Source organism: Rhodococcus sp. OK302, from assembly GCF_002245895.1.
Lineage (GTDB): Bacteria > Actinomycetota > Actinomycetes > Mycobacteriales > Mycobacteriaceae > Rhodococcus_F.
Genome location: NZ_NPJZ01000001.1, coordinates 5,659,919 through 5,683,676 on the forward strand (window position 1 = coordinate 5,659,919; position 23,758 = coordinate 5,683,676).

At 61.8% G+C, this 23,758-nt stretch carries 20 protein-coding genes and 1 tRNA gene; 11 read left to right on the forward strand and 10 right to left on the reverse strand.

The features are described from left to right. Nucleotides 1-10 precede the first annotated feature (10 nt). Nucleotides 11-1,438, reverse strand: coding sequence for an MFS transporter (locus BDB13_RS25820; RefSeq protein ID WP_094274300.1), 1,428 nt, complete (start codon nt 1,436-1,438; stop codon nt 11-13). Between the two features lie 211 nt (nt 1,439-1,649). Then, a complete protein-coding gene (locus BDB13_RS25825; protein WP_094274301.1) occupies nt 1,650-3,347 on the reverse strand; it encodes a 3-ketosteroid-delta-1-dehydrogenase in 1,698 nt (565 codons plus the stop codon). Between the two features lie 225 nt (nt 3,348-3,572). Here BDB13_RS25825 and BDB13_RS25830 point away from each other — a divergent pair, with 225 nt between their 5' ends. The 4 genes from BDB13_RS25830 (at nt 3,573) to BDB13_RS25845 (ending at nt 7,028) form a co-directional block, all read left to right on the forward strand. Beyond that, nucleotides 3,573-3,947, forward strand: coding sequence for a RidA family protein (locus tag BDB13_RS25830; RefSeq protein WP_206041047.1), 375 nt, complete (start codon nt 3,573-3,575; stop codon nt 3,945-3,947). A gap of 182 nt (nt 3,948-4,129) precedes the next feature. Continuing rightward, nucleotides 4,130-5,239 (forward strand): phosphotransferase family protein, encoded by a 1,110-nt coding sequence (locus BDB13_RS25835; protein ID WP_094274302.1) that lies wholly within the window; start codon nt 4,130-4,132, stop codon nt 5,237-5,239. Further along, nucleotides 5,239-6,321 (forward strand): TIGR03857 family LLM class F420-dependent oxidoreductase, encoded by a 1,083-nt coding sequence (locus tag BDB13_RS25840; protein WP_094275211.1) that lies wholly within the window; start codon nt 5,239-5,241, stop codon nt 6,319-6,321. Before BDB13_RS25835 ends, BDB13_RS25840 begins: the two co-directional genes overlap by 1 nt. 5 nt (nt 6,322-6,326) lie before the next feature. Beyond that, nucleotides 6,327-7,028 (forward strand): TetR/AcrR family transcriptional regulator, encoded by a 702-nt coding sequence (locus BDB13_RS25845; protein ID WP_141210694.1) that lies wholly within the window; start codon nt 6,327-6,329, stop codon nt 7,026-7,028. A 1-nt stretch (nt 7,029) separates the two neighbouring features. On the opposite strand, the gene BDB13_RS25850 is transcribed toward BDB13_RS25845, so the two are convergent. Continuing rightward, nucleotides 7,030-7,102 (reverse strand) — tRNA-His (locus BDB13_RS25850). Nucleotides 7,103-7,312: 210 nt separating this feature from the next. Here BDB13_RS25850 and BDB13_RS25855 point away from each other — a divergent pair. Beyond that, entirely contained in the window at nt 7,313-8,290 is a 978-nt protein-coding gene (locus BDB13_RS25855) for a pseudouridine synthase (RefSeq protein WP_094274303.1), read from the forward strand. Nucleotides 8,291-8,531: 241 nt separating this feature from the next. Further along, a complete protein-coding gene (locus BDB13_RS33150; RefSeq protein ID WP_254922955.1) occupies nt 8,532-8,657 on the forward strand; it encodes a hypothetical protein in 126 nt (41 codons plus the stop codon). A 472-nt stretch (nt 8,658-9,129) separates the two neighbouring features. On the opposite strand, the gene ychF is transcribed toward BDB13_RS33150, so the two are convergent. The 3 genes from ychF to BDB13_RS25875 form a co-directional block, all read right to left on the reverse strand. Continuing rightward, nucleotides 9,130-10,209, reverse strand: a complete 1,080-nt coding sequence (gene ychF / locus BDB13_RS25865) for a redox-regulated ATPase YchF (protein ID WP_094274305.1) — start codon at nt 10,207-10,209, stop codon at nt 9,130-9,132. 77 nt (nt 10,210-10,286) lie between these two features. After that, nucleotides 10,287-10,712 (reverse strand): CD225/dispanin family protein, encoded by a 426-nt coding sequence (locus BDB13_RS25870; protein WP_094274306.1) that lies wholly within the window; start codon nt 10,710-10,712, stop codon nt 10,287-10,289. Nucleotides 10,713-10,769: 57 nt separating this feature from the next. Next, a complete protein-coding gene (locus tag BDB13_RS25875) occupies nt 10,770-11,348 on the reverse strand; it encodes a class I SAM-dependent methyltransferase (protein ID WP_094274307.1) in 579 nt (192 codons plus the stop codon). 57 nt (nt 11,349-11,405) lie between these two features. Here BDB13_RS25875 and BDB13_RS25880 point away from each other — a divergent pair, with 57 nt between their 5' ends. The 3 genes from BDB13_RS25880 to BDB13_RS25890 all read left to right on the forward strand — a co-directional run bounded on the left by BDB13_RS25880 (nt 11,406) and on the right by BDB13_RS25890 (nt 15,549). After that, nucleotides 11,406-12,983: an FMN-binding glutamate synthase family protein gene (locus BDB13_RS25880; RefSeq protein WP_094274308.1), complete on the forward strand. Its 1,578-nt coding sequence runs from the start codon at nt 11,406-11,408 to the stop codon at nt 12,981-12,983. Nucleotides 12,984-13,069: 86 nt separating this feature from the next. Next, nucleotides 13,070-15,352 (forward strand): carbon starvation CstA family protein, encoded by a 2,283-nt coding sequence (locus BDB13_RS25885; protein WP_094274309.1) that lies wholly within the window; start codon nt 13,070-13,072, stop codon nt 15,350-15,352. A 2-nt stretch (nt 15,353-15,354) separates the two neighbouring features. Continuing rightward, complete coding sequence (locus BDB13_RS25890; RefSeq protein ID WP_169632362.1) at nt 15,355-15,549, forward strand: YbdD/YjiX family protein; 195 nt, start codon at nt 15,355-15,357, stop codon at nt 15,547-15,549. 24 nt (nt 15,550-15,573) lie between these two features. Here BDB13_RS25890 and BDB13_RS25895 read toward each other — a convergent pair whose 3' ends face one another. Beyond that, a complete protein-coding gene (locus tag BDB13_RS25895; protein WP_094274310.1) occupies nt 15,574-16,011 on the reverse strand; it encodes a hypothetical protein in 438 nt (145 codons plus the stop codon). Nucleotides 16,012-16,169: 158 nt separating this feature from the next. Here BDB13_RS25895 and BDB13_RS25900 point away from each other — a divergent pair, with 158 nt between their 5' ends. After that, nucleotides 16,170-17,360 (forward strand): AI-2E family transporter, encoded by a 1,191-nt coding sequence (locus tag BDB13_RS25900; protein ID WP_254922956.1) that lies wholly within the window; start codon nt 16,170-16,172, stop codon nt 17,358-17,360. Here BDB13_RS25900 and BDB13_RS25905 read toward each other — a convergent pair whose 3' ends face one another. Further along, nucleotides 17,361-20,339, reverse strand: a complete 2,979-nt coding sequence (locus BDB13_RS25905; protein WP_094274312.1) for an AAA family ATPase — start codon at nt 20,337-20,339, stop codon at nt 17,361-17,363. Then, a complete protein-coding gene (locus BDB13_RS25910; RefSeq protein WP_094274313.1) occupies nt 20,336-21,511 on the reverse strand; it encodes an exonuclease SbcCD subunit D in 1,176 nt (391 codons plus the stop codon). Before BDB13_RS25910 ends, BDB13_RS25905 begins: the two co-directional genes overlap by 4 nt. A gap of 94 nt (nt 21,512-21,605) precedes the next feature. Here BDB13_RS25910 and BDB13_RS25915 point away from each other — a divergent pair, with 94 nt between their 5' ends. Beyond that, nucleotides 21,606-22,748: a DUF6542 domain-containing protein gene (locus BDB13_RS25915; RefSeq protein WP_254922957.1), complete on the forward strand. Its 1,143-nt coding sequence runs from the start codon at nt 21,606-21,608 to the stop codon at nt 22,746-22,748. Here BDB13_RS25915 and BDB13_RS25920 read toward each other — a convergent pair. Continuing rightward, a complete protein-coding gene (locus BDB13_RS25920; protein ID WP_094274314.1) occupies nt 22,726-23,739 on the reverse strand; it encodes a 4-hydroxy-3-methylbut-2-enyl diphosphate reductase in 1,014 nt (337 codons plus the stop codon). The genes BDB13_RS25915 and BDB13_RS25920 overlap by 23 nt on opposite strands. Nucleotides 23,740-23,758: the final 19 nt, after the last annotated feature.

A 23,758-nucleotide genomic window follows, 5' to 3' on the forward strand; every position in this document is an offset into this window, starting at 1 on the left:
CTTCTGTTTGTCAGCGGTTTTCGTACTTGATGCCCAGAGCGAGAATGATCGTCACGACGCACGTCGTCACCAACAACGCGCAGACGGCACCGAGCGCGGCAACTGTCGGTATCGACGTTCCCGGAACCACGAGAGACGCGAGCAAAACCGTTGTGATCGACGTTCCAACCGCCATGGAGGCAGTTCGCACAACGGACTGACTACCGACAGTTTCGCTGGTGCTGTGCTCGGGAACAAATTCAACGAGAAGGTTCGACAACGATGTGTACGCGAAGGCTGTTGCGATGGAGACGACCACCACGAGCATTGCCATCCCGACCAATGAATCATGGAACACGAAGAAACCGGCACACGCGACGAGGAACAGTCCGGTTCCGATCAACAGCGAACTGCGCGCTCCGACCGATGCTGCCAGCTTTCCAGCGAGCGGTGTGAACAACATTCCGACCATGGCACCGACAAACGACAGAAGGCCGGCGGTGGTCGGCGAAAGGCCGAGTCCGAACGGCGAGGTTGTCGGCGATTGCATGATGATCGGAATGAGCATGGAGGCCACTCCGATAGGACCGAGCCCGAGAGCGAGTGTGCTGAGCATGGTGAGCGCGATGTTGCGTTCGGCAAGGAGACGTAGATTGACGATCGGCGATGAGCAGTTCAACTCCCACCGCACCCACCAGGCAAAGACCGTGAGACCGACTACAAGTAGACCGAGTACGCGACCATCGTCCCAGCCCCACGATTTTCCTTGCGTGAGACCCAACAAGATCGACGCCACAGACACGGCGAGCCCCGCTGCTCCCGCGAAATCAATCGGCTGGCGAGTGTAGGTCCGACGGCGCCACGGTAGTACCGCTTCGACCAGGATGATGCACAGGATGGCGTAGAGCGCGGTGACGACAAAAATGTATCGCCAGTCGCCCAGGTCGATGATCACACCGGCGACGACCAGCGACGCCGCGCCCGCTGCAATTGCCGATCCGGCGATCAAGGCGACTGCCATGGGGACCTTGTTGGCCGGCAGGTGTTCACGCGCCAGCCCGATACACAGCGGCAGAATCGCGCCCGCAACACCCTGAATGGCGCGGCCGATGATGATGCCCTCGAGAGTCCCCATGGACATGCTCACGATCGAACCCACGGTGGCACAGGCCAAAACCACCATCAGAACTCGTTCACGCCCGTACATATCTCCGAGTCGCCCGCATACCGCGGCAGAAGACGCTGCGACGAGCAGGAATGCCGTCACGGACCATCCGACGGCCGAGGTATCGGCGTCGAAGATCTCGGCGAATGTCGGCAGCGCCGCGTACATCATCGATGTCTCGAATGCGCTGATCACCTCGACGGTGATCAACACAGCCAGGATGAGCCAAACTGGTCGAGACCGTTCGTAACGACTCTCTGCACGGTCCGCTAGAGGTCTAGTGGGTCTCGCCATTGTCCGCATTCAAAGCTCCTAGTGGATATCTGTATCGCTCACGACACGGTAACGATGTGACTCTTAATACAAATTACTCATTCCGGTCAGTGGGAGCACACCGAAGGTGTAGGCGAGCGGTGCCGACATGCAGAACGGGAGATCAGAGCACGTTCCGTCGCCGGAATACGTGCGCTGATCTCCCGTTGGGTCAAGCGCTTACTTGATCGAGCTACCGCTCTGCTGCGTGCTGCGCGGCGATGTAGCCGTAAACCAGCCCCTGGCCGATCGTCGCACCCGCACCCGGATACGAGTGGCCGAACGCATTCGCGGCGGTATTGCCGATCGCGTACAGCCCATCGATGGCGCTGCCGTCTTCACGGAGAACCCGAGCGTGTTCGTCGGCGCGCACGCCGCCGCACGTGCCGAGGTCACTCAACGTCATCTTCACCGCGTAGAGGGCCTTGTTGTCGAGCTTCCGCAGGTTCGGGTTCGGGGATACGGTCGGGTCGCCGTAGTACCGGTCGTACGCGCTTGCGCCTCGACCGAACTCGCCGTCGCTACCGGCCGCAGCCGCGTCATTGAACTTGCCGAAGGCTTCGACAAACGCGTCCTCGGGCAGGCCAACCTTTCGGGCAAGCTCGGCCGGACTGCTCGCCTGGTGCGCGATGCCGGAGTCGAAGAATGCCTGAGGAAGGGGCTGACGTGGGAAGATGCCGCCGGCAAACACGTAACTGTTGCGGTACTCCTGGTCGAAAACAAACCACATCGCCTCGGCCGGGTCGCCGGCCTTCTCCCGGTCGAGCACAACCTGACCGAACGACATGTAGTCGGTGGCCTCGTTCACGAAACGTCGACCGGTCTGGTCGACGATGAACGAACCGGGCAGAGCGCGCTCGGCGAGCATCACCATCGGCGGCCGACCCTTGATGCTCGCTACTGCGGGGAACCACCACGACTGGTCCATCAAGCCGATGCCGGCGCCCAACTCCTGCGCGGCCTCGATCGCCTCGCCGGTGTTGCCCTCGGCGCCCAGGCTCTCGTGCTCACCGAGACTCTCCGACTGGTACTTGTGGCGCCACTCCATGTTGTGGTCGAAGCCGCCGGCAGCCAGCACGACGCCGCGCCGAGCCGTCACCGTGACCTCGCGTCCGTCTTGGATCACAACGGCACCGGTGACACGGTCACCCTCGGTAACGAGCCGAACCAACGACGTTTCCGTCCACACCGGGATATTTGCCTGCACCACGCCGGCAAAGAGGCCAGCTGCGAGCGCCTGACCACCGGCAATGTATTCGCGCTTGAGGACGTACTTACCGAAAACGCCCTGTGACAAACGACGGAAGATGCGAGGAAAAGCCTTGAACGGCTTCTTCGCCATCAGGTTCATCCACTTGTAGTCCGCACCGGTTACCGGCATCGGCAGACTGGCTTCCATCAAACCGGGGCGCAGGCGACCGCGTTCAGCTCCCAGCACGGACGCGTCGAACGGCCGGCACTCGCAGGTGCGACCGGCAGCGCTACCGCCCGGCAGTTCGGGGTGGTAGTCGGAGTAACCCTCGGCCCAGAAGAACTTCATGGGCGTCGTGCGGTAAAGCATGTCGACGGTGGCTGCGCCGTGGTCGACAAACGCCTCGCCACGCTCGGCCGGTGCCGAATCACCAACCACCGCACGCACATACGTCTTTGCGCGCTCGATGGTGTCGCCCGCTCCGGCATCTGCCAGAACAGGGTTGGCGGGCATCCAGAACGCCCCACCGGATCGTGCCGTCGAACCGCCCACATACTGCGTCTTCTCCACAATCAGCGTGGACAAGCCAAGCTCGTTCGCGGCCAGGGCGGCAGACATGCCGGTACCGGACCCGATTACCAGCAGATCGACCGCGATGTCGTGTGCGCGTGTCGCGGCGGGTGCCAAATTCTTAGCCATTGAGCAAAATCCCTTCACGTGGTTTATCGACATAGGACGCTAGGCCAAGTGCCGCCCAGCGGGGTCCTGATGCCCAGTCAGCGGAATATTGCACGTGGAGCCGGTACGCTACGGCCCCTTTAAGTCGAACCTCTTAATGCGGGCGATCGTCCCGTTTAATTCCTGTAGGTTCTGGGCGAGCCGGCGGCAGTCGACGCTGACCGGAAGTCGAATCGAGGAGGACGAATGTCAGTGGGCAAGAAGTGGGAAGAAGAGTACGGGTACTCCGACGCCTTTCTCAGCGGTGACCTGCTCTTCATATCCGGACAGACCGGCCTCGAAGCCGACGGTTCGGTGCCGACAGATCCGAACCGCCAGTACGACCTCACGTTCGCGGCAATCGGTGGATTGCTCGCCGAGCACAATGCGTCGCCGCAGGATCTTGTGGAACTGGTCAGCTTTCACATCGATTACCCGCAGCACATGCAGGAGTTCATGGAGTCGAAAGCCCGTTTCCAGGATGGTGCGCGTCCGGCGTGGACTGCTGTTGGAGTCGCTGCACTCGGAAAACCCGGAATCCTCGTGGAGGTCAAGGCAATCGCGCGGATCCGCCCGGAGTGATGCCGTAGCACTGGCCTCGTCCATCGGCACGTCTTTTACCACGGCGGATCGGTCCGCGGGCCGAATCAGATTCTTCGAGAGGGTTCATTGACAATTGCCGGTTCAGCCCCGATTGTGGACGAACCCGGTACTGCAAAGGGCGATCTGGAGGAAACGTGACGGACAATCAGCCACCCGATGACATGAAGTTGCAGCGCACCACCCTGGACACCACCGGCATGCCTGCCGCTCTCGAAGGATGGCTTGCCACCAAGCTCCCGGATGGCGCAAACCCTTCCGTCACCTTGCACCCCCGAATCGATGCCAATGGGATGTCTTCGGAGACAATCACATTCGACGCAACCTGGCAGGAAGACGGCCGGCCGCACAGCGCCTCCTACGTTGCCCGAGCAGCACCGAGCGCGCAGGATGTCCCGGTCTTCGAGAACTACTCCCTCCAGGACCAGTACGACACCATGCGAATCATCGGTGAGCGCAGCGAGGTCCCCGTACCGCAAGTGAGTTTCATGGAGCCGTCGGGTTCGGTGCTCGGAACGCCGTTCTTCCTCATGAACCGCCTCACCGGAGTTGTCCCGCCCGACCTGATGCCGTACAACTTCGGCGACAACTGGCTCTTCAACGCATCACCGGACGACCAGAAGCGTCTGCAGGACAACACCGTGAAAGCACTTGCGGCGCTTCATTCAATCCCCGATGCAGACAAGGTCTTCGATTTCCTCGATCCAAAGGAACCGGGCACGACCGCGTTGGCGCGCAACCTCGCCCACACCCGCGCCTGGTACGAGTTCGCGCAGCGCGATCTCGGCGCCTCGCCGCTGATCGAGCGGGCACTGGAGTGGCTGGAAGCCAACCTGCCGGAGACCACCGAAACGGTGCTGGTCTGGGGCGACGCCCGGTTAGGCAACGTGATGTACGACGATTTCGAGCCGGTCGGAGTGCTCGATTGGGAGATGGCAAGCGTCGGCCCACGTGAACTGGACCTGTCGTGGCTGATCTTCGCGCACCGTTCCTTCGAGGCGATGACAACAAACTTCGGGCTCCCCGGCATGCCGGACTTCATGCGCGAGGAAGAGATCGTCGCGACCTATCAAGAGCTCACCGGCGTCGAGGTCGGAGACCTCAGCTGGTACCACCTCTACAGCGCCGTCAACTGGGGCGTGCTGTTCATGCGCACCGGAGCCCGGTCCATCCACTTCGGGGAGGTCGAGCGACCCGACGACGTCGAGACCCTCATGTTTCATCGATCACTGTTCGAGAGCCTGCTCAACGAATTGGAAACGGCGGCAACGTGATAGACCAACTGAACGAACTCGGCTACTACGCGGTGACCCGGCATCCAGCCGATGCAAAGGTGATCTTCGCCGAGGCTCGCGAAGCGGAGGCACTCGGGTTGGGTGCCTGCCATGTTGGTGAGCGCTTCACAGTGAAGGACGCTGGGGTCTTGTCCGGCGCGCTGGCAGGCTGCACCACCAGCCTGGGTATCGCCCCGTCCACCAACCCCCACACTCGGCATCCCACGATCACTGCAACCATCGGTTCAACGATGCACGCACTGACCGACGGACGCTTCGCCCTGGCCTTCGGCCGCGGCATGGATGCTTATTGGCAGGCCAACGGCCTTCCCATAGTGACCGAAGCCAGGCTGCGCGACTACATCGGCATCCTGCGCCGCCTGTGGGACGGCGAAATGATCCTCAACCACGACGGGCCCGCCGGGAAATGGCCGATGCTGCGTCACGTCAACGGGCTGGAAGACTCGCCGCCCATCGGCATGGTCGCCGTTGGACCCAAGACCATGGAAATGGCCGGAGAAATCTGCGACTTCGTTGTGCTGCATACGTTTTTCTCCGACGAAGCAACCGAGTCGTCGGTCGAGGCCGTGCGCCGCGGGGCCGAACGAGCGGGCAAGGACCCCGACAGCGTCCGGATCTGGGCGTGCCTGGCAACAGTCAGCGACACTCTCCCCGCGGAGGACCGTCTGCGTCGCCGAGCCGGCAGGCTCGCCACCTATCTGCAGGCGTACCCGGACGTTCTGGTCCGCGCCAACAAGTGGGATCCAGTGGTGTGGGAGCGAATGCGGTCGACCGACCTTTTCGCGAACGCAGCCGCAGCCGGACCCATCGACGCCAGTGCTTCGATCGAAACGCTCGAACAGCTCGACGCGATGATTCCCGCCGAATGGCTGGGCGCGGCGGCCACGGGCTCGCCTGAGGACTGCGCGAAAACCGTTGCCCGGCAGTTCGATCTGGGCGTGGACTCGGTCATCATGCACGGCGCCACCCCGCAGGAACTAGCGCCGGTCGTCGCGGCGTATCGCGACAATCGGCCGACGCTACGCAAAGCCGTCGCAGTCAATCCAGGCCGATTCGCCTGAAACCCGTGAGCGGATCCCCGGACCCGGTGAGCGAATCCCCACAGGCTGCTCGAGCGCTGGCGCAGTGGCTGGTGGCCGTCCCGGCCCCAGCCACACTGTCGGCTGCCGGCACGCGTCTGAACAAGCGCGGCCGCGAGACCAGAGCGCGATTGCTCGACGTCGCCATCCACGCTCTGGCCGACAGCGGCAGCGAACCCGTCTCTGCGAACAGCATCGCGAAGGAGGCGGGCGTCTCCTGGGGAACCGTGCAGCATCAGTTCGGTGATCTCGATGGCCTGTGGGTTGCCGTGGCCACCGAGATCCACGCACGGAGTTGGGCCAAGAATCCTGGTCCGTGGCCGGCTCTGACAGGGTCACTGCGGGAGCGGGTCGAGTCCGTCATCGAATCCGTGTGGATCTACCTCGCGACAACCGAGGGGCGGGCACTCACCGCACTGCGCACCTGGCTGCCGGCGCAGCGCTCGGACATTATCGCCGAATATCCCCGGACGGCAGCAGCTCTCGCGGCCCGCGAACACGATTGGATTCAGGGCTTCGACTACCTGATGGACGGTCTCGACCTCTCCCCCGACAAGCTGTACAACGTCCGATGCTTGCTTCCGGCAGCAGTTCGCGGCCTCAGCAATGAGCGGGAGCTTGGCTTCACGTCAGAACTCGACGTCGCCCGCAGGACGCTCGCGGAAGTGCTTGTGGCATATCTGAACTGAGTCCCTCTGGGCGGTTACGATCCGCCGTCGCCCGAGTCACAGTCGGGTGCTCTTACCAATTGAGCTACAGAAGGTGTGGACTGCAGCACTTTTCGGCCGCGGTCGTGTTGTCTGTCGAAACCCTACGGACCCTTCTGTAGTTCGCGCTACTGATTTATCCCGGACGAGTGCATATTGCGGAACAGCTACCGGTCCCGATCTGAGAAACGTCCCCGCGGGGACGTCCCCGTCAATGCCCCACCGAATCAACGGCCCGGCGCGCGGACTGACCAGCAGCCGATGGGATGATGGCCAATGTGTCGATGCCCCCACCGCTGCCTGTCAAGAACGGAGTTGGCCCGACGCGCCTACGCATCCCGGCGTCTGGGCCGTGGGCGACGATCGCCGAGTACGTCGTGGCGAAGTTCGACCACCTGGACTCCGAAAACCTCTATCGGCGGTTCGACGACGGCGAATTCGTGGGTATCGACGGCTATTCGATCTGCCGAAGCACAGAGTTGAGCGCACACCAGTTCGTCTGGTACTACCGCGAATTACCGGCGGAGGACCCGGTGCCGTTCCACGAAGAGATCCTGCACGTCGACGACGACCTAGTCGTGATCGACAAGCCGCATTTTCTCCCGACTACCCCCAGCGGGCGCTACCTGCGCGAGTCGGCGCTCGTCCGACTGCGGGTCCGCCTCGACAACCCGGATCTGACCCCGATCCATCGACTCGACCGCGGCACCGCGGGCCTGGTGATGTTCTCGGCCCGCCCCGCGACGCGCGGCGCATACCAGTCACTGTTCGAGAAGCGGCAGGTCTCGAAGGTCTACGAGGCTGTGTCGGCGCGACCGCCCACGTGGGACCAGGACGCGCCGGCGCTCGACGGACGCGAAGTCCCCCTCGTCTACAGCAACCACATCACGGCTCGGCGCGGCGAGTTGCGGGTGGTCGTGGACGCCAGCCGTGAACCTAACGCCGAGACCCTGATCGAGGTGCAAGGCACGGGCGTGAGCGCCTCCGGACGTACTGTGCTGCAGACGGTTCTACGTCCGCACTCCGGACGGATGCACCAGTTGCGGGTGCATCTGGCGGCCCTCGGCGCCGGGATTCTGGGTGACCGGCGATACCCCGATCTGCTGCCCGACGCGCCGGACGATCATTCCCTCCCACTCCAATTGCTCGCGAGGGAACTCGAATTCACCGATCCCTTGTCGGGGAGACCGCGGCGGTTTGTCACCCGCCGGACGCTCAGCGAGATCCCCACGTCGGACGACTAAGCGCCCGCCTGCCGTCTGGGAACGTGGTCGGGGCAATCCGGGCAATCATGGCGAGTGCGCTAAACAACACTCAATGTGAACGGTCTTTGGTATTCTCTGCCAGCAGCCATGCGAGTACCGTCTGGCCTGGTCGCGCCGGACGCTCCACTCAACGAGGCGCGAGTGAGGCGCCCGGGACTGTCGTTTCTTCGGCATCCAGCCGATATCGCTGCACATCCATTACCACTTGAAGGAGTTAGATATGGGTTCGTCCCCCGATTTCACGCTGGCCGAGAACATTGCCGGATTTGCCAGCTGGGCTTTCGGAAGTCTCGTCGTGGTCGGCGTCGCCAGTGTCATCGCCCGTTCACTGAGTTCCGCTAGCTGACCGACGCGCGAGGCGGCTTTCGCGCGGCTCCCACGCGTGAGATCGCATGTTTCGTCCATGCAGGGTTGAACGCCTACGAGCATCGCCCTGTTCTATAGACGACGGATGGCCCCCACCTGTGAGGGTGGGGGCCATCCGTCGTGTGTGCCAGCGCTCCCCAAACGTGATCGGCCCGTCGTGCGCTGGCATGTCCCCCTGCAGCCAAGCACGATCAAGACACGGTTCCAGAATGCTCGCTCAGTTCTACGTGCCGCCAAACGAGACAAGATGCTCGCCGAGGATCCGACCGAGCGCATCACCCCCGACAGGCTGCTCGAGATCTTGGCGGAACATGCGCGTCAGTTCGTTGGCAGCAACCGCATGCCTGGCTGTTCCCTGACGAGAACGGCCCCCTTGGCATCAGAACTCGGTCGGCCATCGTTGCGGACCCACTGCGGACGGAGAGCCAGGAAAGACCCTCTGAACAGGGATTCTAAACGTTGAAGCGGAACTCCACTACATCGCCGTCAACCATGATGTAGTCCTTGCCCTCAATGCGGACCTTGCCGGCAGCCTTGGCTGCGGCCATGGAACCAGCCTCGACGAGATCGTCGAAGGACACGATTTCAGCCTTGATGAAGCCGCGCTCGAAGTCGGTGTGGATGACGCCGGCAGCCTGAGGCGCGGTGTCCCCCTTGTGGATGGTCCAGGCGCGAGTTTCCTTCGGACCAGCCGTCAGGTAGGTCTGCAAGCCGAGGGTGTGGAAACCGGTGCGAGCGAGCGCGTACAGACCGGGCTCGGTCTGACCGATGGAGTCGAGCATTTCCTGGCGGTCTTCCTCGTCGAGTTCGAGGAGTTCCTGCTCGACCTTCGCGTCGAGGAATACGGCGTCGGCCGGTGCGACGGAAGCGCGCAACTCGGCGATCTTCGCGGCGTCGGTGAGCACTGACTCGTCGGCGTTGAAGACGTAGAGGAAAGGCTTGGTAGTGAGCAGGCTCAGTTCACGCAGAAGCGCGAAGTCGAGCTTGTCCTTGACGCTGAAGAGCGTCGTACCGGCGTTGAGGAATTCCTGAGCCTTGAGAGCCTCTTCGTAGGCAGGCTTGAATTCCTTGTTCTTGCGCGCTTCCTTGTCCAGACGCGGGAGCGCCTTTTCCAAGGTCTGCATGTCCGCGATCACGAGTTCGGTCTCGATGACCTCGATGTCCGAAGCCGGATCGACCTTGCCGTCGACGTGGATGACATCGTCGTCGGCGAAGACGCGAACTACCTGGCAGATTGCGTCGGCTTCACGAATGTTGGCGAGGAACTTGTTGCCCAGACCGGCACCTTCGGAAGCGCCCTTCACGATGCCGGCGATGTCGACGAAGGACACCGTCGCAGGCAGAATGCGCTCGGAACCGAAGATCTCGGCGAGCTTCTGCAGCCGCGGATCAGGCAACTCGACCAGGCCGACGTTCGGTTCGATGGTTGCGAACGGGTAGTTCGCAGCCAACACGTCGTTGTTGGTCAGTGCATTGAAGAGGGTGGACTTGCCGACGTTGGGCAGTCCGACGATTCCGAGGGTAAGGCTCACGATCTGTGGATTCTACGGCGTGCCGCCATTGCACGAGGCAGTCGCCCTGAGTTTCAGGGCAACCGCCTCGGCCCACCTCAGTACGTGTTGTCGATCGAACTGCCCGCCACGGCGAAAATCACGATGATGAAGATGAAGTACAAAACAATCAGACCCACAAAAATTCCGAGCGAGATCTGGCCGAGCTTCTTCACACGATCCGACGCGTACTGCGCGCCCTGATGATCACCCATCGCCCACTTGGGGTAGATGTCGTGCAGGTGGTTGAAGGCGGCGAACGCCACCGGCCAGAAGAAGATGATCGACGCGACAGCCCAGCCTGCATTCGACTTCGGCGGACCGTACTGCGGGGCCGCGTACGTCGGCGCCGCACTGTATTGCTGCGGAGCTGTGTATTGACCGCTCGGGTACTGCTCGGCGCTGGGAGCCTGCGGTGCTGCCCCGTACTGGTTGTACGGAGGCGCTGCCTCGTAGGAATTCTTCGGATCTTGTGGATCTGTCATCGGTACCCCATAGATAGGTTCGAACACTGTTCCTGAGAACCTAACGGACAGTCGGGCCTAATTCTTGCGGGCGAGAGTGACAACCCAGGTCGCGTCGGCGCGCCACTGACGCAGATCCCACGTCGAGAACCGCTGCTCGACGCGCAACCCGACGGCAGCGAGGTCCGAGTCGAAGTTTTCGACGCCGTAGTCGTAGTCCGTCGCGAAGCCTGTGATCAGTACGCCGCCCGGTTCGAGGTGATCTGCCAGCCTGCGCAGGACGGTTTGCTCGGTACCGCGTGCCAGAAAGATAAATACATTTCCGGCTGCGACGACGGCGTCGAACTTCTTACCCAGATCGAGTTCCGCGAGATCACCGAGATGCACGTCGAGTTCGGGATGCGTGCGAGCCTCGGCGATCAAGACGGGATCGAGGTCGACGGACGTCACCAGGTGCCCGCGCCGCGCGAGTTCGAGTCCGACGCGCCCCGTCCCGCAACCCGCGTCCAGGATTCGCGAGCCCCTAGCCACTACCGCGTCGACAAACCGGGCCTCTCCATGCAGATCCGCGCCCTGCTGCGCCAGATTGTCGAAACGCTCGATGTATTCGCGGGAATCGGATTCGGAACGCTCGGACTGCCATCTGGTTGCGCTCATGGTTGTGATCCTAGAACTTGGCCGGTGTGTGTCGGAGTGTGCGCCTAGGCTCGCGGAGTGACTCGACTGCTGATCGTGTTCGTAATGTGGGCGCTCGGCCTCGGTGCCGCGATGCTCGGAGTGTTTGTCTCGCCCGGATGGTGGGTGATCGGAGTTCCGCTGCTCGCTTTGGCCGGCGTCGGGACTTACGACGTACTGCAACGCCGACACAGCATTTTGCGGAACTACCCGATTCTCGGCCACGCACGGTTCCTCCTGGAGAAAATCCGACCCGAAATTCAGCAGTACTTCATCGAATCGTCCACCGACGGAACTCCTTTCGATCGGGAGACACGCGATCTGGTGTACGAGCGCGCCAAGGGGACTCTCGCCGAAGAACCGTTTGGCACCGAGCGCGACGTCAACGCCGTCGGCTACGAGTTCATGATTCATTCGCTCCGAGCGCACACCGCTCCCGACACAATTCCGCGTGTCCGTCTGGGCGGACGTGATTGCACCAAGCCCTACGACATCGCCCTGCTCAACGTGTCGGCAATGAGCTTCGGTTCGTTGTCCGCCAATGCAATCGAAGCGCTCAATGCGGGTGCGGCACGCGGCGGATTCGCCCACGACACCGGCGAGGGCGCCATCAGCCCGTACCACCGCAAGCATGGCGGCGATCTGATCTGGGAAATTGCCTCCGGCTACTTCGGTTGCAGATCCGACAACGGCACCTTCGATCCCGACAAGTTCGCCCAACACGCAACATCCGATCAGGTCAAAGCCATCTCGATCAAGCTTTCGCAGGGCGCCAAACCTGGACTCGGCGGAGTCCTTCCCGGAGCGAAGGTTTCGCACGAAATCGCCGAAACCCGAGGGGTTCCCGTCGGAAAGACGGTGATATCACCACCAGCGCATACCGCATTTTTGACGCCTGTCGAACTGGTCGAGTTCATAGCCACATTGCGCCGGCTCTCCGGCGGCAAGCCTGTCGGCATGAAGCTGTGTATCGGATCGCGTCGCGAATTCCTGGGTATCTGCAAGGCCATGATCGAACGCGGCATCACTCCCGACTTCATCATCGTCGACGGCTCCGAGGGCGGCACCGGCGCAGGGCCGGTCGAGTTCGAGGATCACATGGGTATGCCGCTCACCGAAGGCCTGATGCTCGTCCACAACGCTTTGGTGGGCACCGGATTACGTGACCAGGTGAAGGTGGGAGCGTCGGGCAAGGTTGCCAGCGGTTCCGACATAGTCAAACGCATCATGCAAGGCGCAGATTTCACCATGGCGGCTCGCGCAATGATGTTTGCGGTCGGCTGCATTCAAGCTCAGATGTGCCATACCAATCGCTGCCCTGTCGGGGTAACAACCCAGGACCCGGCGCGCACACGCGCACTTGACGTCCCGGACAAGACAGAGCGTGTGTACCGATTCCAGAAGGCGACAGTCGCAAGCGCGAGTCAGATGATCGCGTCCATGGGACTCGAATCCTTCGACGAACTACAACCGTCGATGCTCAACCGCCGCGTCGACGGCCTGACAACACGCACCTACGCCGAACTCTACGAATGGCTGATGCCGGCCGAACTTCTCGAGTCTCCACCACAGAGTTGGCTCACAGATTGGATCGATGCCGACTCGCTTCGTTTCTGACCTGCGGACAATCGCTCCGAGTCTTACAGTGACAAGTGCACCGCAGTGATGCAGGACACACATGTGCGACTGGACGGAGTTCGTCGATGAGTCTGAAAGCAGCACCCGAGCCCAATATCGAGTACCTGAAAACAGATCCTGACCTGCCACCCGTCGGCGTAGTGGATCGCACCCCCATCTCACCGACCGCACGCGTCGTGTTCCTGATACTCGGACTGGTGGGCGGCGTCGCCTGGTACGTGATCGCGATCGTGCGCGGCGAGCACATCAGCGCCGTCTGGTTCGTATTGGCCGCGATCTGCACCTACCTCATCGCCTACCGGTTCTATGCGCGGTTGATCGAACGCAAAATCGTCAAACCTCGCGACGACATCGCCACCCCCGCCGAGATCATGGAAAACGGCACGGACTACATGCCGACCGACCGACGAGTTCTGTTCGGCCATCACTTCGCTGCAATTGCGGGCGCCGGCCCGCTGGTCGGCCCAGTCCTCGCCGCTCAAATGGGCTACCTCCCCGGAACACTGTGGATCATCATCGGCGTCGTCTTCGCCGGGGCTGTGCAAGATTTTCTGGTTCTGTGGATTTCATCGAAGAGGCGCGGACGCAGTCTCGGCCAGATGGCCCGCGAAGAACTGGGCCTCGTCGGTGGAGTCGCCGCATTGATCGGCGTCTTCGTCATCATGATCATCCTCATCGCGGTGCTCGGACTTGTTGTTGTCAACGCGCTGGCCGAAAGCCCCTGGGGCATCTTCTCCATCGCCTTGACCATTCCGATTGCCCTGTTCATGGGCGTCTACCTCCGCTACCTCCGCCCCGGAAAAGTATCGGAAGTTTCCTTGATCGGCGTTGTCCTGCTGCTCTTCGCCATCATTTCGGGCGGCTGGGTCGCCGATACCGAGTGGGGCGTCAACTGGTTCACGTTTTCCCCGGTAGTCATCGCCTGGATGCTGATCGCGTACGGATTCGCCGCGTCGGTCCTACCCGTCTGGCTGCTCCTCGCACCGCGCGACTATCTGTCGACGTTCATGAAGGTCGGCACGATTGCGCTGCTGGCCATCGGAATTCTTGTCGCCCGTCCTCTCCTGAACATGCCGGCGGTAACGCCCTTCGCAACAGAAGGAAACGGTCCGGCCTTCGCAGGTTCACTGTTCCCGTTCCTGTTCATCACCATCGCCTGCGGAGCTCTGTCCGGCTTTCACGCACTCATCGCGTCGGGAACCACTCCCAAGCTGTTGGAGAAGGAAAGCCAGACCAAGATGATCGGGTACGGAGGCATGCTCACCGAATCCTTCGTGGCGATCATGGCTCTTGTCACCGCCTGCATTCTTGATCAGCATCTGTACTTCGCCCTCAATGCTCCGGCTGCTCTGACGGGCGGAACACCGGAAACTGCAGCCGACTACGTCAACAGCCTCAACCTTTCGAGCGGCCCTATATCCCCCGACGTCCTGAGCCAAGCCGCCGCCGACGTGGGTGAACACTCCATCATCTCGCGTACCGGCGGCGCACCGACTCTCGCTTTGGGTATGTCCCAAGTCCTCAGCGATGTCTTCGGCGGTTCCTCACTCAAATCGTTCTGGTACCACTTCGCGATCATGTTCGAGGCCTTGTTCATTCTCACGACGATCGACGCCGGTACCCGCGTCGCCCGATTCATGCTCTCGGATTCACTCGGCAACTTCGGTGGTCCCGCCAAGAAGTTCAAGGACCCGTCGTGGCGCATCGGCGCGTGGCTCTGTTCCCTGATCGTCGTTGCTGCCTGGGGAGCGATTCTGCTGATGGGAGTTACCGATCCACTCGGCGGCATCAACACGCTTTTCCCGCTGTTCGGCATCGCCAACCAACTTCTCGCAGCAATGGCACTGACCGTCGTATTGGCGGTCGTGATGAAAAAGGGATTGTTCAAATGGGCGTGGATTCCGGCAGTGCCGTTGTTCTGGGATCTGCTGGTAACCATGACCGCGTCGTGGCAGAAAATCTTCTCCTCGAATACATCCATCGGCTACTGGGCACAACACAATGCATTCAAGGACGCGAAAGAGGCTGGAAAGACCTCGTTCGGATCCGCCAAGACGCCTGAAGCCATCGACGCCGTCATTCGAAACACATTTATTCAGGGAACACTGTCGATCACGTTCGCTGTCCTCGTACTCATCGTCGTGATCGCCGGACTCATCGTGTGTATCAAGGCTTTCCACGCCGGCGGCTTGCCCACAACCGAATCGCCGGAGGAGCCCTCCAAGATATTCGGTCCCGCCGGATTCCTCACGACCCCAGCCGAAAAAACCGTGCAGAAAGAGTGGGACGAACTGATCAAGGCCGGCAAAGTGAGGGCACCCGGCGCAGCACACGGAGGTGGTCACTGACCATGACAAACAAGATCGTTGCGGGGTTGCGCGGTGTCCTGTGGTGGGTGCGCTCGGTGATGGGCGATTTGGACTACGAACGATACGTCGAACACGCACGCCGCCACCACGCTGATGCTCCGGTTATGAGCGAACGAGAATTCTGGCGTCGACGTCACGCGGCAGCGGACGCCAACCCCGGCGCCCGCTGCTGCTGACCACACCCCGTTTCATGACACGGTTCAGGGGCAAGCGGCCTTCGCCAATTCGTAAATGTGGCCTGCCTGTTCCTGCGTCGGAGCCGTGCCGTTGTTCTCGGCGAGTGTGATGATCTCCTTCTCCACAGCCTCCTTGTCAGTCCCCTTCGCGACTTCAGTGCAGGTCGTCGTCAGGATTTTTTCGATGTCCGCGTCATCACGATCGGCCGCCAACGGCGCATACGCGCCTCGGAAAGTCGCAACGAACAGAGCTGACTTGCCCTGATCGATTGCAGTACCGGCTGACTGCTTGGCGCTCTCCAATGCAGAACCTGCCGACCCCTTTGCACTCTCCAACGCTTGTTGCCCGCTGGTCAGAGCGTTGTTGACCTGGTTCTGGGCGTCGTCCTTGCTCTCGGTACTGCATGCACTCAGCCCGAGAACAACAATTGCGGCTGCCATAACTGCTGCTGCGATTTTCATAACAGAAATGTTAGTCGCGTACCGGTGTCACAAGTACCGAAATGCATGTCGCAATCGTGCCTGCTTACGCAACTTCTCCCAGTCGATACGATCAGTCGAGCGAGATCACCGGATTCACATCGGCAAGGAGAACCCTGCGCCGACCGAAAGGACGATCAGTGAGCGAGCAAGACAACGCGGCAACCGGGCCCACCCCAGCGCGAAAGCGTGACCGTGGCGAAATCATCGGGCAAGGCGGAATGTGGCTGGCCAAATGGTCGCTGGTACTGGCTGCGATCGCAGTGGGTGCATGGATCTTCGGTTGGCTGATCGCACGGCTCTGGGTGATCATCTTGCCTATCGCCCTGGCCATAGTGTTGGCGACGGTCATGTGGCCGCCCACCCGCGGAATGATCAAACGCGGTATGCCTCCCGCCGCAGCAGCCAGCATCACCTTGGTTCTCTCCATCGGAGTACTCGCCGGCGTGATCGCCGGAATCGTTCCTTCGGTGGTCAGCCAAGCCCCTGAGCTCGCGAACAAGACCACTCAAGGCATCAATCAAGTTCAGGACTGGCTACAAGGCCCACCCCTGAACTTGCAAGACGATCAGATCGACAATGCCGTCCATTCAGTCATCGCGAAGGTCCAGGAGAGTGGAACAGCGATTGCCTCCGGCGTATTCAGTGGAGTGAGCACCGCGAGTTCCCTTCTCGTGACACTCGGCCTCGTGCTGATCTTGTCGTTCTTCTTCATCAAGGACGGCCCCCGCTTCATCCCATGGCTGCATTCGGTGAGCGGCGGAAAGGCCGGCCGTCATCTCGAAGAAGTCCTCGTACGGATGTGGGACACCCTCGGCGGATTCATCCGCACGCAGGCTCTGGTGAGTTTGATCGACGCGGTATTCATCGGGGCCGGACTGTTGATCCTCGGCGTCCCCCTGGCACCCGTACTCGCTATTCTCACGTTCATCGGCGGCTTCATCCCGATCGTCGGCGCATTTGTCGCCGGAGCACTGGCAGTCTTGGTTGCCTTGGTGGCCAACGGATTCACCACGGCAATGATCGTGCTCGCCCTCATCTTGCTGGTGCAGCAGATCGAAGGAAATGTTCTGCAGCCGGTTTTGCAGAGCAAGTCCATGAAACTGCATGCGGTGATCGTCCTGCTCGCAGTTGCCGCCGGCAGTTCCCTCTACGGAATTGTGGGCGCATTCCTGGCAGTACCCGTCGCAGCTGTCACCGCAGTGGTGATCCGCTACATCGGTGAGCAGATCGACCTGCAGACCATCGACAACGAACCGGTGTCCGAGAGCGATACGCCGAACATCGTCGTGGATGAGAACGACGCACTTCCGGAGGGCCAAAAGGCCTGATCAGCCGGCGATCACTTCCACCGAGGAGCCTGCCCGTCCCCGAATGACGTGCAGGCGACTCGGGATCCGCTGCCGCATCTCGTCGACGTGGCTCACAATTCCGACGACTCGGCCGCCGTCACGAAGCTCGTCCAGAACGCCCATCACAGAATCTAGGGTGTCGGCGTCGAGCGTGCCGAAGCCCTCGTCGATGAACATGGTGTCCAGAACAACTCCACCCGATTCTGCGGCCACGACATCGGCAAGACCCAGCGCCAAAGACAGTGAAGCCAAGAAGGACTCACCACCGGAGAGCGTCTTCGCCGACCTTACGACGCCGGTGAAATCGTCGCGGATGTCGAGCCCCAGGCCACCGCGGCGACCTCGTGATCCAGCTTCGTCGCTGTGGACGAACTCGTAGCGCCCACCGGACATCCGTTGCAGGCGAACCGAAGCCGACAATGCAACTTCCTCGAGCCTCGACGCGAGCACGTACGACCGCAAGGACATCTTCCGGTTGTTCTGCCCCTTGCCTGCGATCACGTCGGCGAGCGCCGCCAATTCGTCGTGAAGCGCCCGATGCGGCGCTACTGCCTCGTAGGCATTCTCGAGTTGAGCGGTAAACCGTTCGAGGTCTGCAACACGATTCGCGGCCAAAGACGCTGCGGCTACAGCAGTATCGACGGCCTCGCCTCGTTCTGTTGCAACTTGCTTGGGTCCGTCGACGTCCACGGTTGTAACGTCCTGCACCGCAGCGACGTCGGGGTCGTTCAAGACTGTACGTGCAGCAACCTCGCGGTCGCGGGCCTTGCCGACCTCTGCCTCCATCGCGGCGATCCGTGCGGACGTTCGGACAGCGTCGAGTGCCGACGGAACAGTGTCGAAGCCTGCTGCCGCCGCGGCATCACTCAGTTTGGCCGACAGTTCGACAGCCCGAGTCTGCGCCCTCGTCGCATCTTCCCGGGCGTCCGACGCCGCCGAAGCAGCCGAAGCCAGTGCCTCGAATCGGGCTCGTCGGACAGCAACGCTTGAATCCTCGCCGGCGGCAGCAACAATCGCGGTGCGAATCTCCTGGGCACGAATCGTGAGTGCGGAGATTCGCTCGGCGACTGTCGCCGATTCTGTCGACACCGTTGCAGATTCCTGCTCGAGTTCGGTGTCGCGACCGTTCAGCACCGCCAGACGCGAAACCAACTCCCCCACCTGACTGGCCTTGGAATTCGCGGTATCGAGTGCTGACTGTGCCTCGGCACGCAGCCGATCAAGTTCCTCGAGATCACCCTCGCCGCCGCGAGCGATCAGTCGGTCGATTTCCAACGCAAGCGCGCTCTCCTGCTCCACAACAGCGCTCAACGCCGATTCTGCTGCGCGTTCGCGGACTGCTGCCTTCTCGACATCTGCCTCGGTCGCACTGTCGGTTGCTGGTTGAGCGAGAGCCGGATGCTCCGGCGAGCCGCACACCTGGCAGGCGTCGCCGGGCTGGAGCGAACTTGCCAACTCTGCGGCCATACCCTCGATGCGCGTCTGCACACGGTCAAGCCAACGCCCGCGCGCTTCCTGATGAACCTCACGGGCGTCGAGCACCTTGACGCGGACCGCCTCGGCTTGCTTACGCACGACGCGTAGTTCATGTGCCGCCGTCGCTGAATCCGTTGCCGCGGCCCGTGCCAATTCGAGTCCGGACAACGATGCTTCAGCTCGTTGCGCAGCATCGAGTTCACTTGCGACAGTGCGCAACTGATCGGGTAACTGAGCCCGCTCACGCACAATCTCTCCGGTCCGTACAGTCAACGCCGCGTGTCGCACTGACAGCGTGCGAGTCTCCGACTCCGCCGCATCTGCGTTGCGTGATTCCTCGACTACGGAGTCGAGCCGCACGATCTCGTCTCGCCACGCTCGAACCTGCGCCGCTACCTGCTCGCGCTCATCCTCCAGCGGCGGCCACACTCCACCAGCGAAAAGGTCTGGACCACCTCGTGCCGAGTAGTTCGACACCACGCTCTCGACTGCGACGAGAGCCGACGCCACCGCCGCCTGCGCCGATTCCGCATCTTGGGCGATAGCAGCCACGGGCTGCGCCAATTTTGCGGTAGCGAGTTCTCCGGTAACCAATGCCAGATCTGCGGCACCAGCGTTCACTGCATTGAGATCCAGGAGTGCCCGATCTCGCCGACGCACCAGGTCGGCGGTTCGCTCCGCGACGTGCAGATTCTGATTAGCTTGCTTCGCAGCAGCTTTCGCACTTTCCATCTCGGCCACGGTTGCGTCGCGGCCGTCCCGTGACTCTGCGAGCAGTTTGCGTGACCATTCGAGAGGATGCGCCTCGGCGCCCACTTCGAGGCCCGCCGCCGTCTCGACCCTGGCGAGCAACAACGAAACTGCCTGCTCTTTGTTGGCCAGTGCGGTGGCGCTGGCCTTCTTTTTCTCGTCGAACCAAGCCTCCACCGACACAAATTTCTTGGTGTCGAAGAGCCGTTCGAGGAGTTTGCCGCGCTCGTCGTTCTCCGCTCGCAGGAACTTGGCGAACTCCCCCTGCGGTAGCAGGACTACCTGGAAGAATTGATCGGCGCTCATTCCCATCAGACGATTGACCTCGTCGCCGATATCAGGAATGCGGGAAAGGTTCTCGCCGCGGCCGTCCAGCCACTCCAAAGTGGCCTTGGCATTTTCCACGATCGATCCGCTGCCACGCTTTTTCGGACGCGAAAACTCTGGACTACGAACAAGTTTCAGGCGCCGTCCGCTGATGGTCACCTCGAGTGACACCTGCGGTACCGAACCTGCGGGCGCATGATCGGAGAGCAGACGCTTGCCTTCATTTCGGGCACCGGGCACCCTGCCGTACAGAGCGAACGCCACGGCGTCGAGAACCGTGGTCTTGCCGGCGCCAGTATCTCCGTGGAGAAGGAACAGGCCGTCAGCCCCCAGTTTGTCGAAGTCGACCTCGATGGTGTCGGCAAACGGACCGAACGCGGTGACCTCGAGTTTGTGGAGCCTCATGCCGTCATACCCAACTCTGCTGTCGCTTCGTCGGCGCGCTCTGCCGTGCTCAAAGCATCTTCCATCAGCTTGATCTCGCTCTCACTGGGATCGCTCCGAACAGCCGTGACAAAGCCCTGGGCAATCTCCATGTCACTGCGCCCTCGGACTGCATCACGGTATTTGAGTTCCGAATCACCTTCGGGCCGCTGCCATTCGAGATGAACGGCAAAAGGAAAACGCCCCTGTAGCAGTCGCATAGCGTCAATCGGCCGCACCGGATCTGTCAGCACGGCCGAAACGTAGCAATCCTCGGCATCGGCAAGATCGGCGGAACTGAGCAGCGTTTCCAGAGTGCCCGTCAATTGGCGCAGCCCACGAACCGAAGGAAGCTCGAGACGCCGAACCGACACGAGCCCCGACGCGTCGAGTTCGATCAACAACGTGGCCTTGCCATGACTGCGTTCACCGAACGAGTACGGCAACGGTGAACCCGAATACCAGATTCGATCCGTCAACATCTGAGGCGAATGGAGGTGACCCAATGCGACATAGTCCACACCGTCGAACTCACCGGCCAGCACAGTCTCGACACCGCCAACCGAAATCGATCGTTCCTCACCCGTCGCTTCACCACCTACGACAAATGCATGAGCAAGCAGCACAGATCGAGTGCCCGGAGCATTTTCCTGTCGCACCTCGAGATCTGACCGCACTCGCGTCATAGCTGCAGTGAGAACCTCCGAGTGCGTACGTGCCCGCGGCACGTCCAACTCAACCCGCGTGATCTCCGGCTCGAGATACGGAATCCCGTAGAAGACGACCGGCCCGAATTCGTCCTCGACGACGACCGGAGAATCGACCTGACCAACCCTCGTGATCAGATGCAAACCGCCGGCAGCAGCGAACGACGCGCCAGCCCCCAACCGCACCGCCGAATCGTGATTTCCGGATGTGGCGACGATGACAGCACCCGCGTCACGAATCGCCTCGAACCCTCGATTGCACACCGTGACCGCGTCGGAGCTCGGGATGGACCGATCGTAGATATCGCCGGGAACGACCACGACGTCCACGCTGTGCTCACGAACGAAGTCCGCAATCGTGCTCAACACACTGGCCTGATCAGCCAACAAGTCGACACCATGGAAAGTGCGGCCTATGTGCCAATCAGACGTGTGCAAGATCTTCATGGCAGTGACGCTAGAGGACGCCACCGACAAACAATCGCGGTGCCACGACCGGCACAAACACGGCTCGCACGGCGAGAGCGGCTAATGTCAATGTGTGTCTGCAACCCAACGTGCTCGCTCCGGGGTACCGCTGGACAAGCGATCTCTGATCGTCACAGTCCCCGGCCTGCCTTGGTGGGGAGTAATTCTGCTCGCCGCTGGTCTCACCTCCGTCGGCGTTCTGATCGATGCGTCCGGCGGCGGCGGAGAACTGACCTCGGCGTTTTCGACGTTCTACTTTCTCGGTTGCGTTTTTGCCGTAATCGCCGCAGCGAACAATTCGCTGTTCACCGCCATGGCTCAACCTCCGCTGCTGATGTTCGTGTTCGTGCCGCTAGCGCAAACACTGATCGGCAAGGACAACAGCACCGCGCTTCGAGACATTGCAATCAACGTCGCATTGCCGTTGGTGAATCGCTTCCCGGTCATGTTGGGTGCGACCGTCGTAGTTCTTGCGATCGGCGGGTTCCGGTACTTCCTCTTGCATCAGCGACCCACGCGGCCCGTTCGATCCACTCGAAGCCGCCGCACGGCAACACCGTCGCCGACCTCGCGTGGTTCCGCCGCAGCCGACTCTGCCCCGGTGCCCGAACCCGCACCTGATTCTCAGCAACGTCGCCGGCGCAACGCCGAGCAGAACCGGCCCCCGGTCTCCGCAACCGACACAGCAGCACCGCAACCACGACGACGCAGCGGCGACCACGCGCCGCACAGTGGCCTCTCCGAGCGTCCCTCGCAGCGTCCGCCAGTGCCTCGTGATTCCGAATACAACCGTCCGCTGCCGCGTCGTAATTCCGCTCCTGCCGACGCTCGCTACCAGCCCCCGAACCACGCCCAGCCTCGCGCTCAGCCAGTCGGCGAACGCCGCGAATACCCGTCGTACGGCGAACGCCGGGTTCCGGAAGGCCGTGTTCCAGAAGGCCGTGTTCCGAACAGTCGAGTTCCCGATGCCGGCCAACGTCGTTCCGAGGAACGCATGGATCCGTTCTTCGCCTCCGGAGACTCAGACGTACCGCCGCCCCACGTCGCCGCCCGGTCGGGGCCGACCTACCGGCCTACCCGGCACCTCGTGTCCGATACCGCGATCGCGACGAGACACCGAGCTGACTGCCACTTGATACGACAAACCCCGGAACTGAAAAGTTCCGGGGTTTGTTATTTCATGCGTTGTCGTTTCAGGACGTGCGTGAAGCCCTGAGCTCCCGGGGAAGCGCAAACACCAGAGTTTCGTTGGCAGTGGTCACGGACTGTACGTCGTTGAAGCCATGCTCGGCCAAGAGATCGATGACTCCACGAACCAGCACCTCGGGAACCGACGCACCGGACGTGATGCCGACCGTCTCGACGCCGTCGAGCCACGCCAGATCAACTTCACGTGCGTAATCCACCAGGTACGACGCTTTCGCGCCGGCACCCAGGGCGACCTCGACGAGGCGCACCGAGTTGGACGAGTTGCGTGAGCCGACCACGATCACGAGATCGCACTCGGGTGCCATGGCCTTGACCGCAACCTGACGGTTCTGGGTGGCGTAGCAGATGTCGTCGGACGGCGGATCCTGCAAGTTGGGGAATCGCTCACGCAGACGCGCAACTGTCTGCATGGTCTCGTCGACGCTCAACGTTGTCTGGGAGAGCCAGATGACCTTCGATTCATCACGAACCGTGACGGAATCGACCGAGTCGGGGCCGTCGACGATGGTGACGTGATCGGGTGCCTCACCAGCAGTGCCCTCGACCTCTTCATGGCCTTCGTGACCGATAAGCAGGATGTCGTAATCGTCACGGGCGAACCGCTTGGCTTCCTGGTGAACCTTGGTGACGAGCGGGCAGGTCGCGTCGATCGTGCGGAGGTTACGTTCGGCCGCGGAGTCATGGACGGCCGGCGATACGCCGTGCGCCGAGAACACGAGGAGTGAACCCTCGGGGACCTCGTCGGTCTCGTCGACGAATATCACGCCCTGATCTTCCAGCGTCTCCACGACGTGGCGATTGTGAACGATCTCCTTACGCACGTAGATCGGTGCGCCGTGCTTCTCGAGCGCCTTTTCCACGGTCTCCACCGCGCGGTCGACGCCGGCGCAGTAGCCACGTGGCTCTGCCAGAAGGACCCGCTTGCCGGGGCCCTTACGAATTGACGGCGAATCCGTCGAGCGCGCGATACCGAGATTGAGAGGAACAGCAGAAGACATGCGACCAGCCTACTTGCAC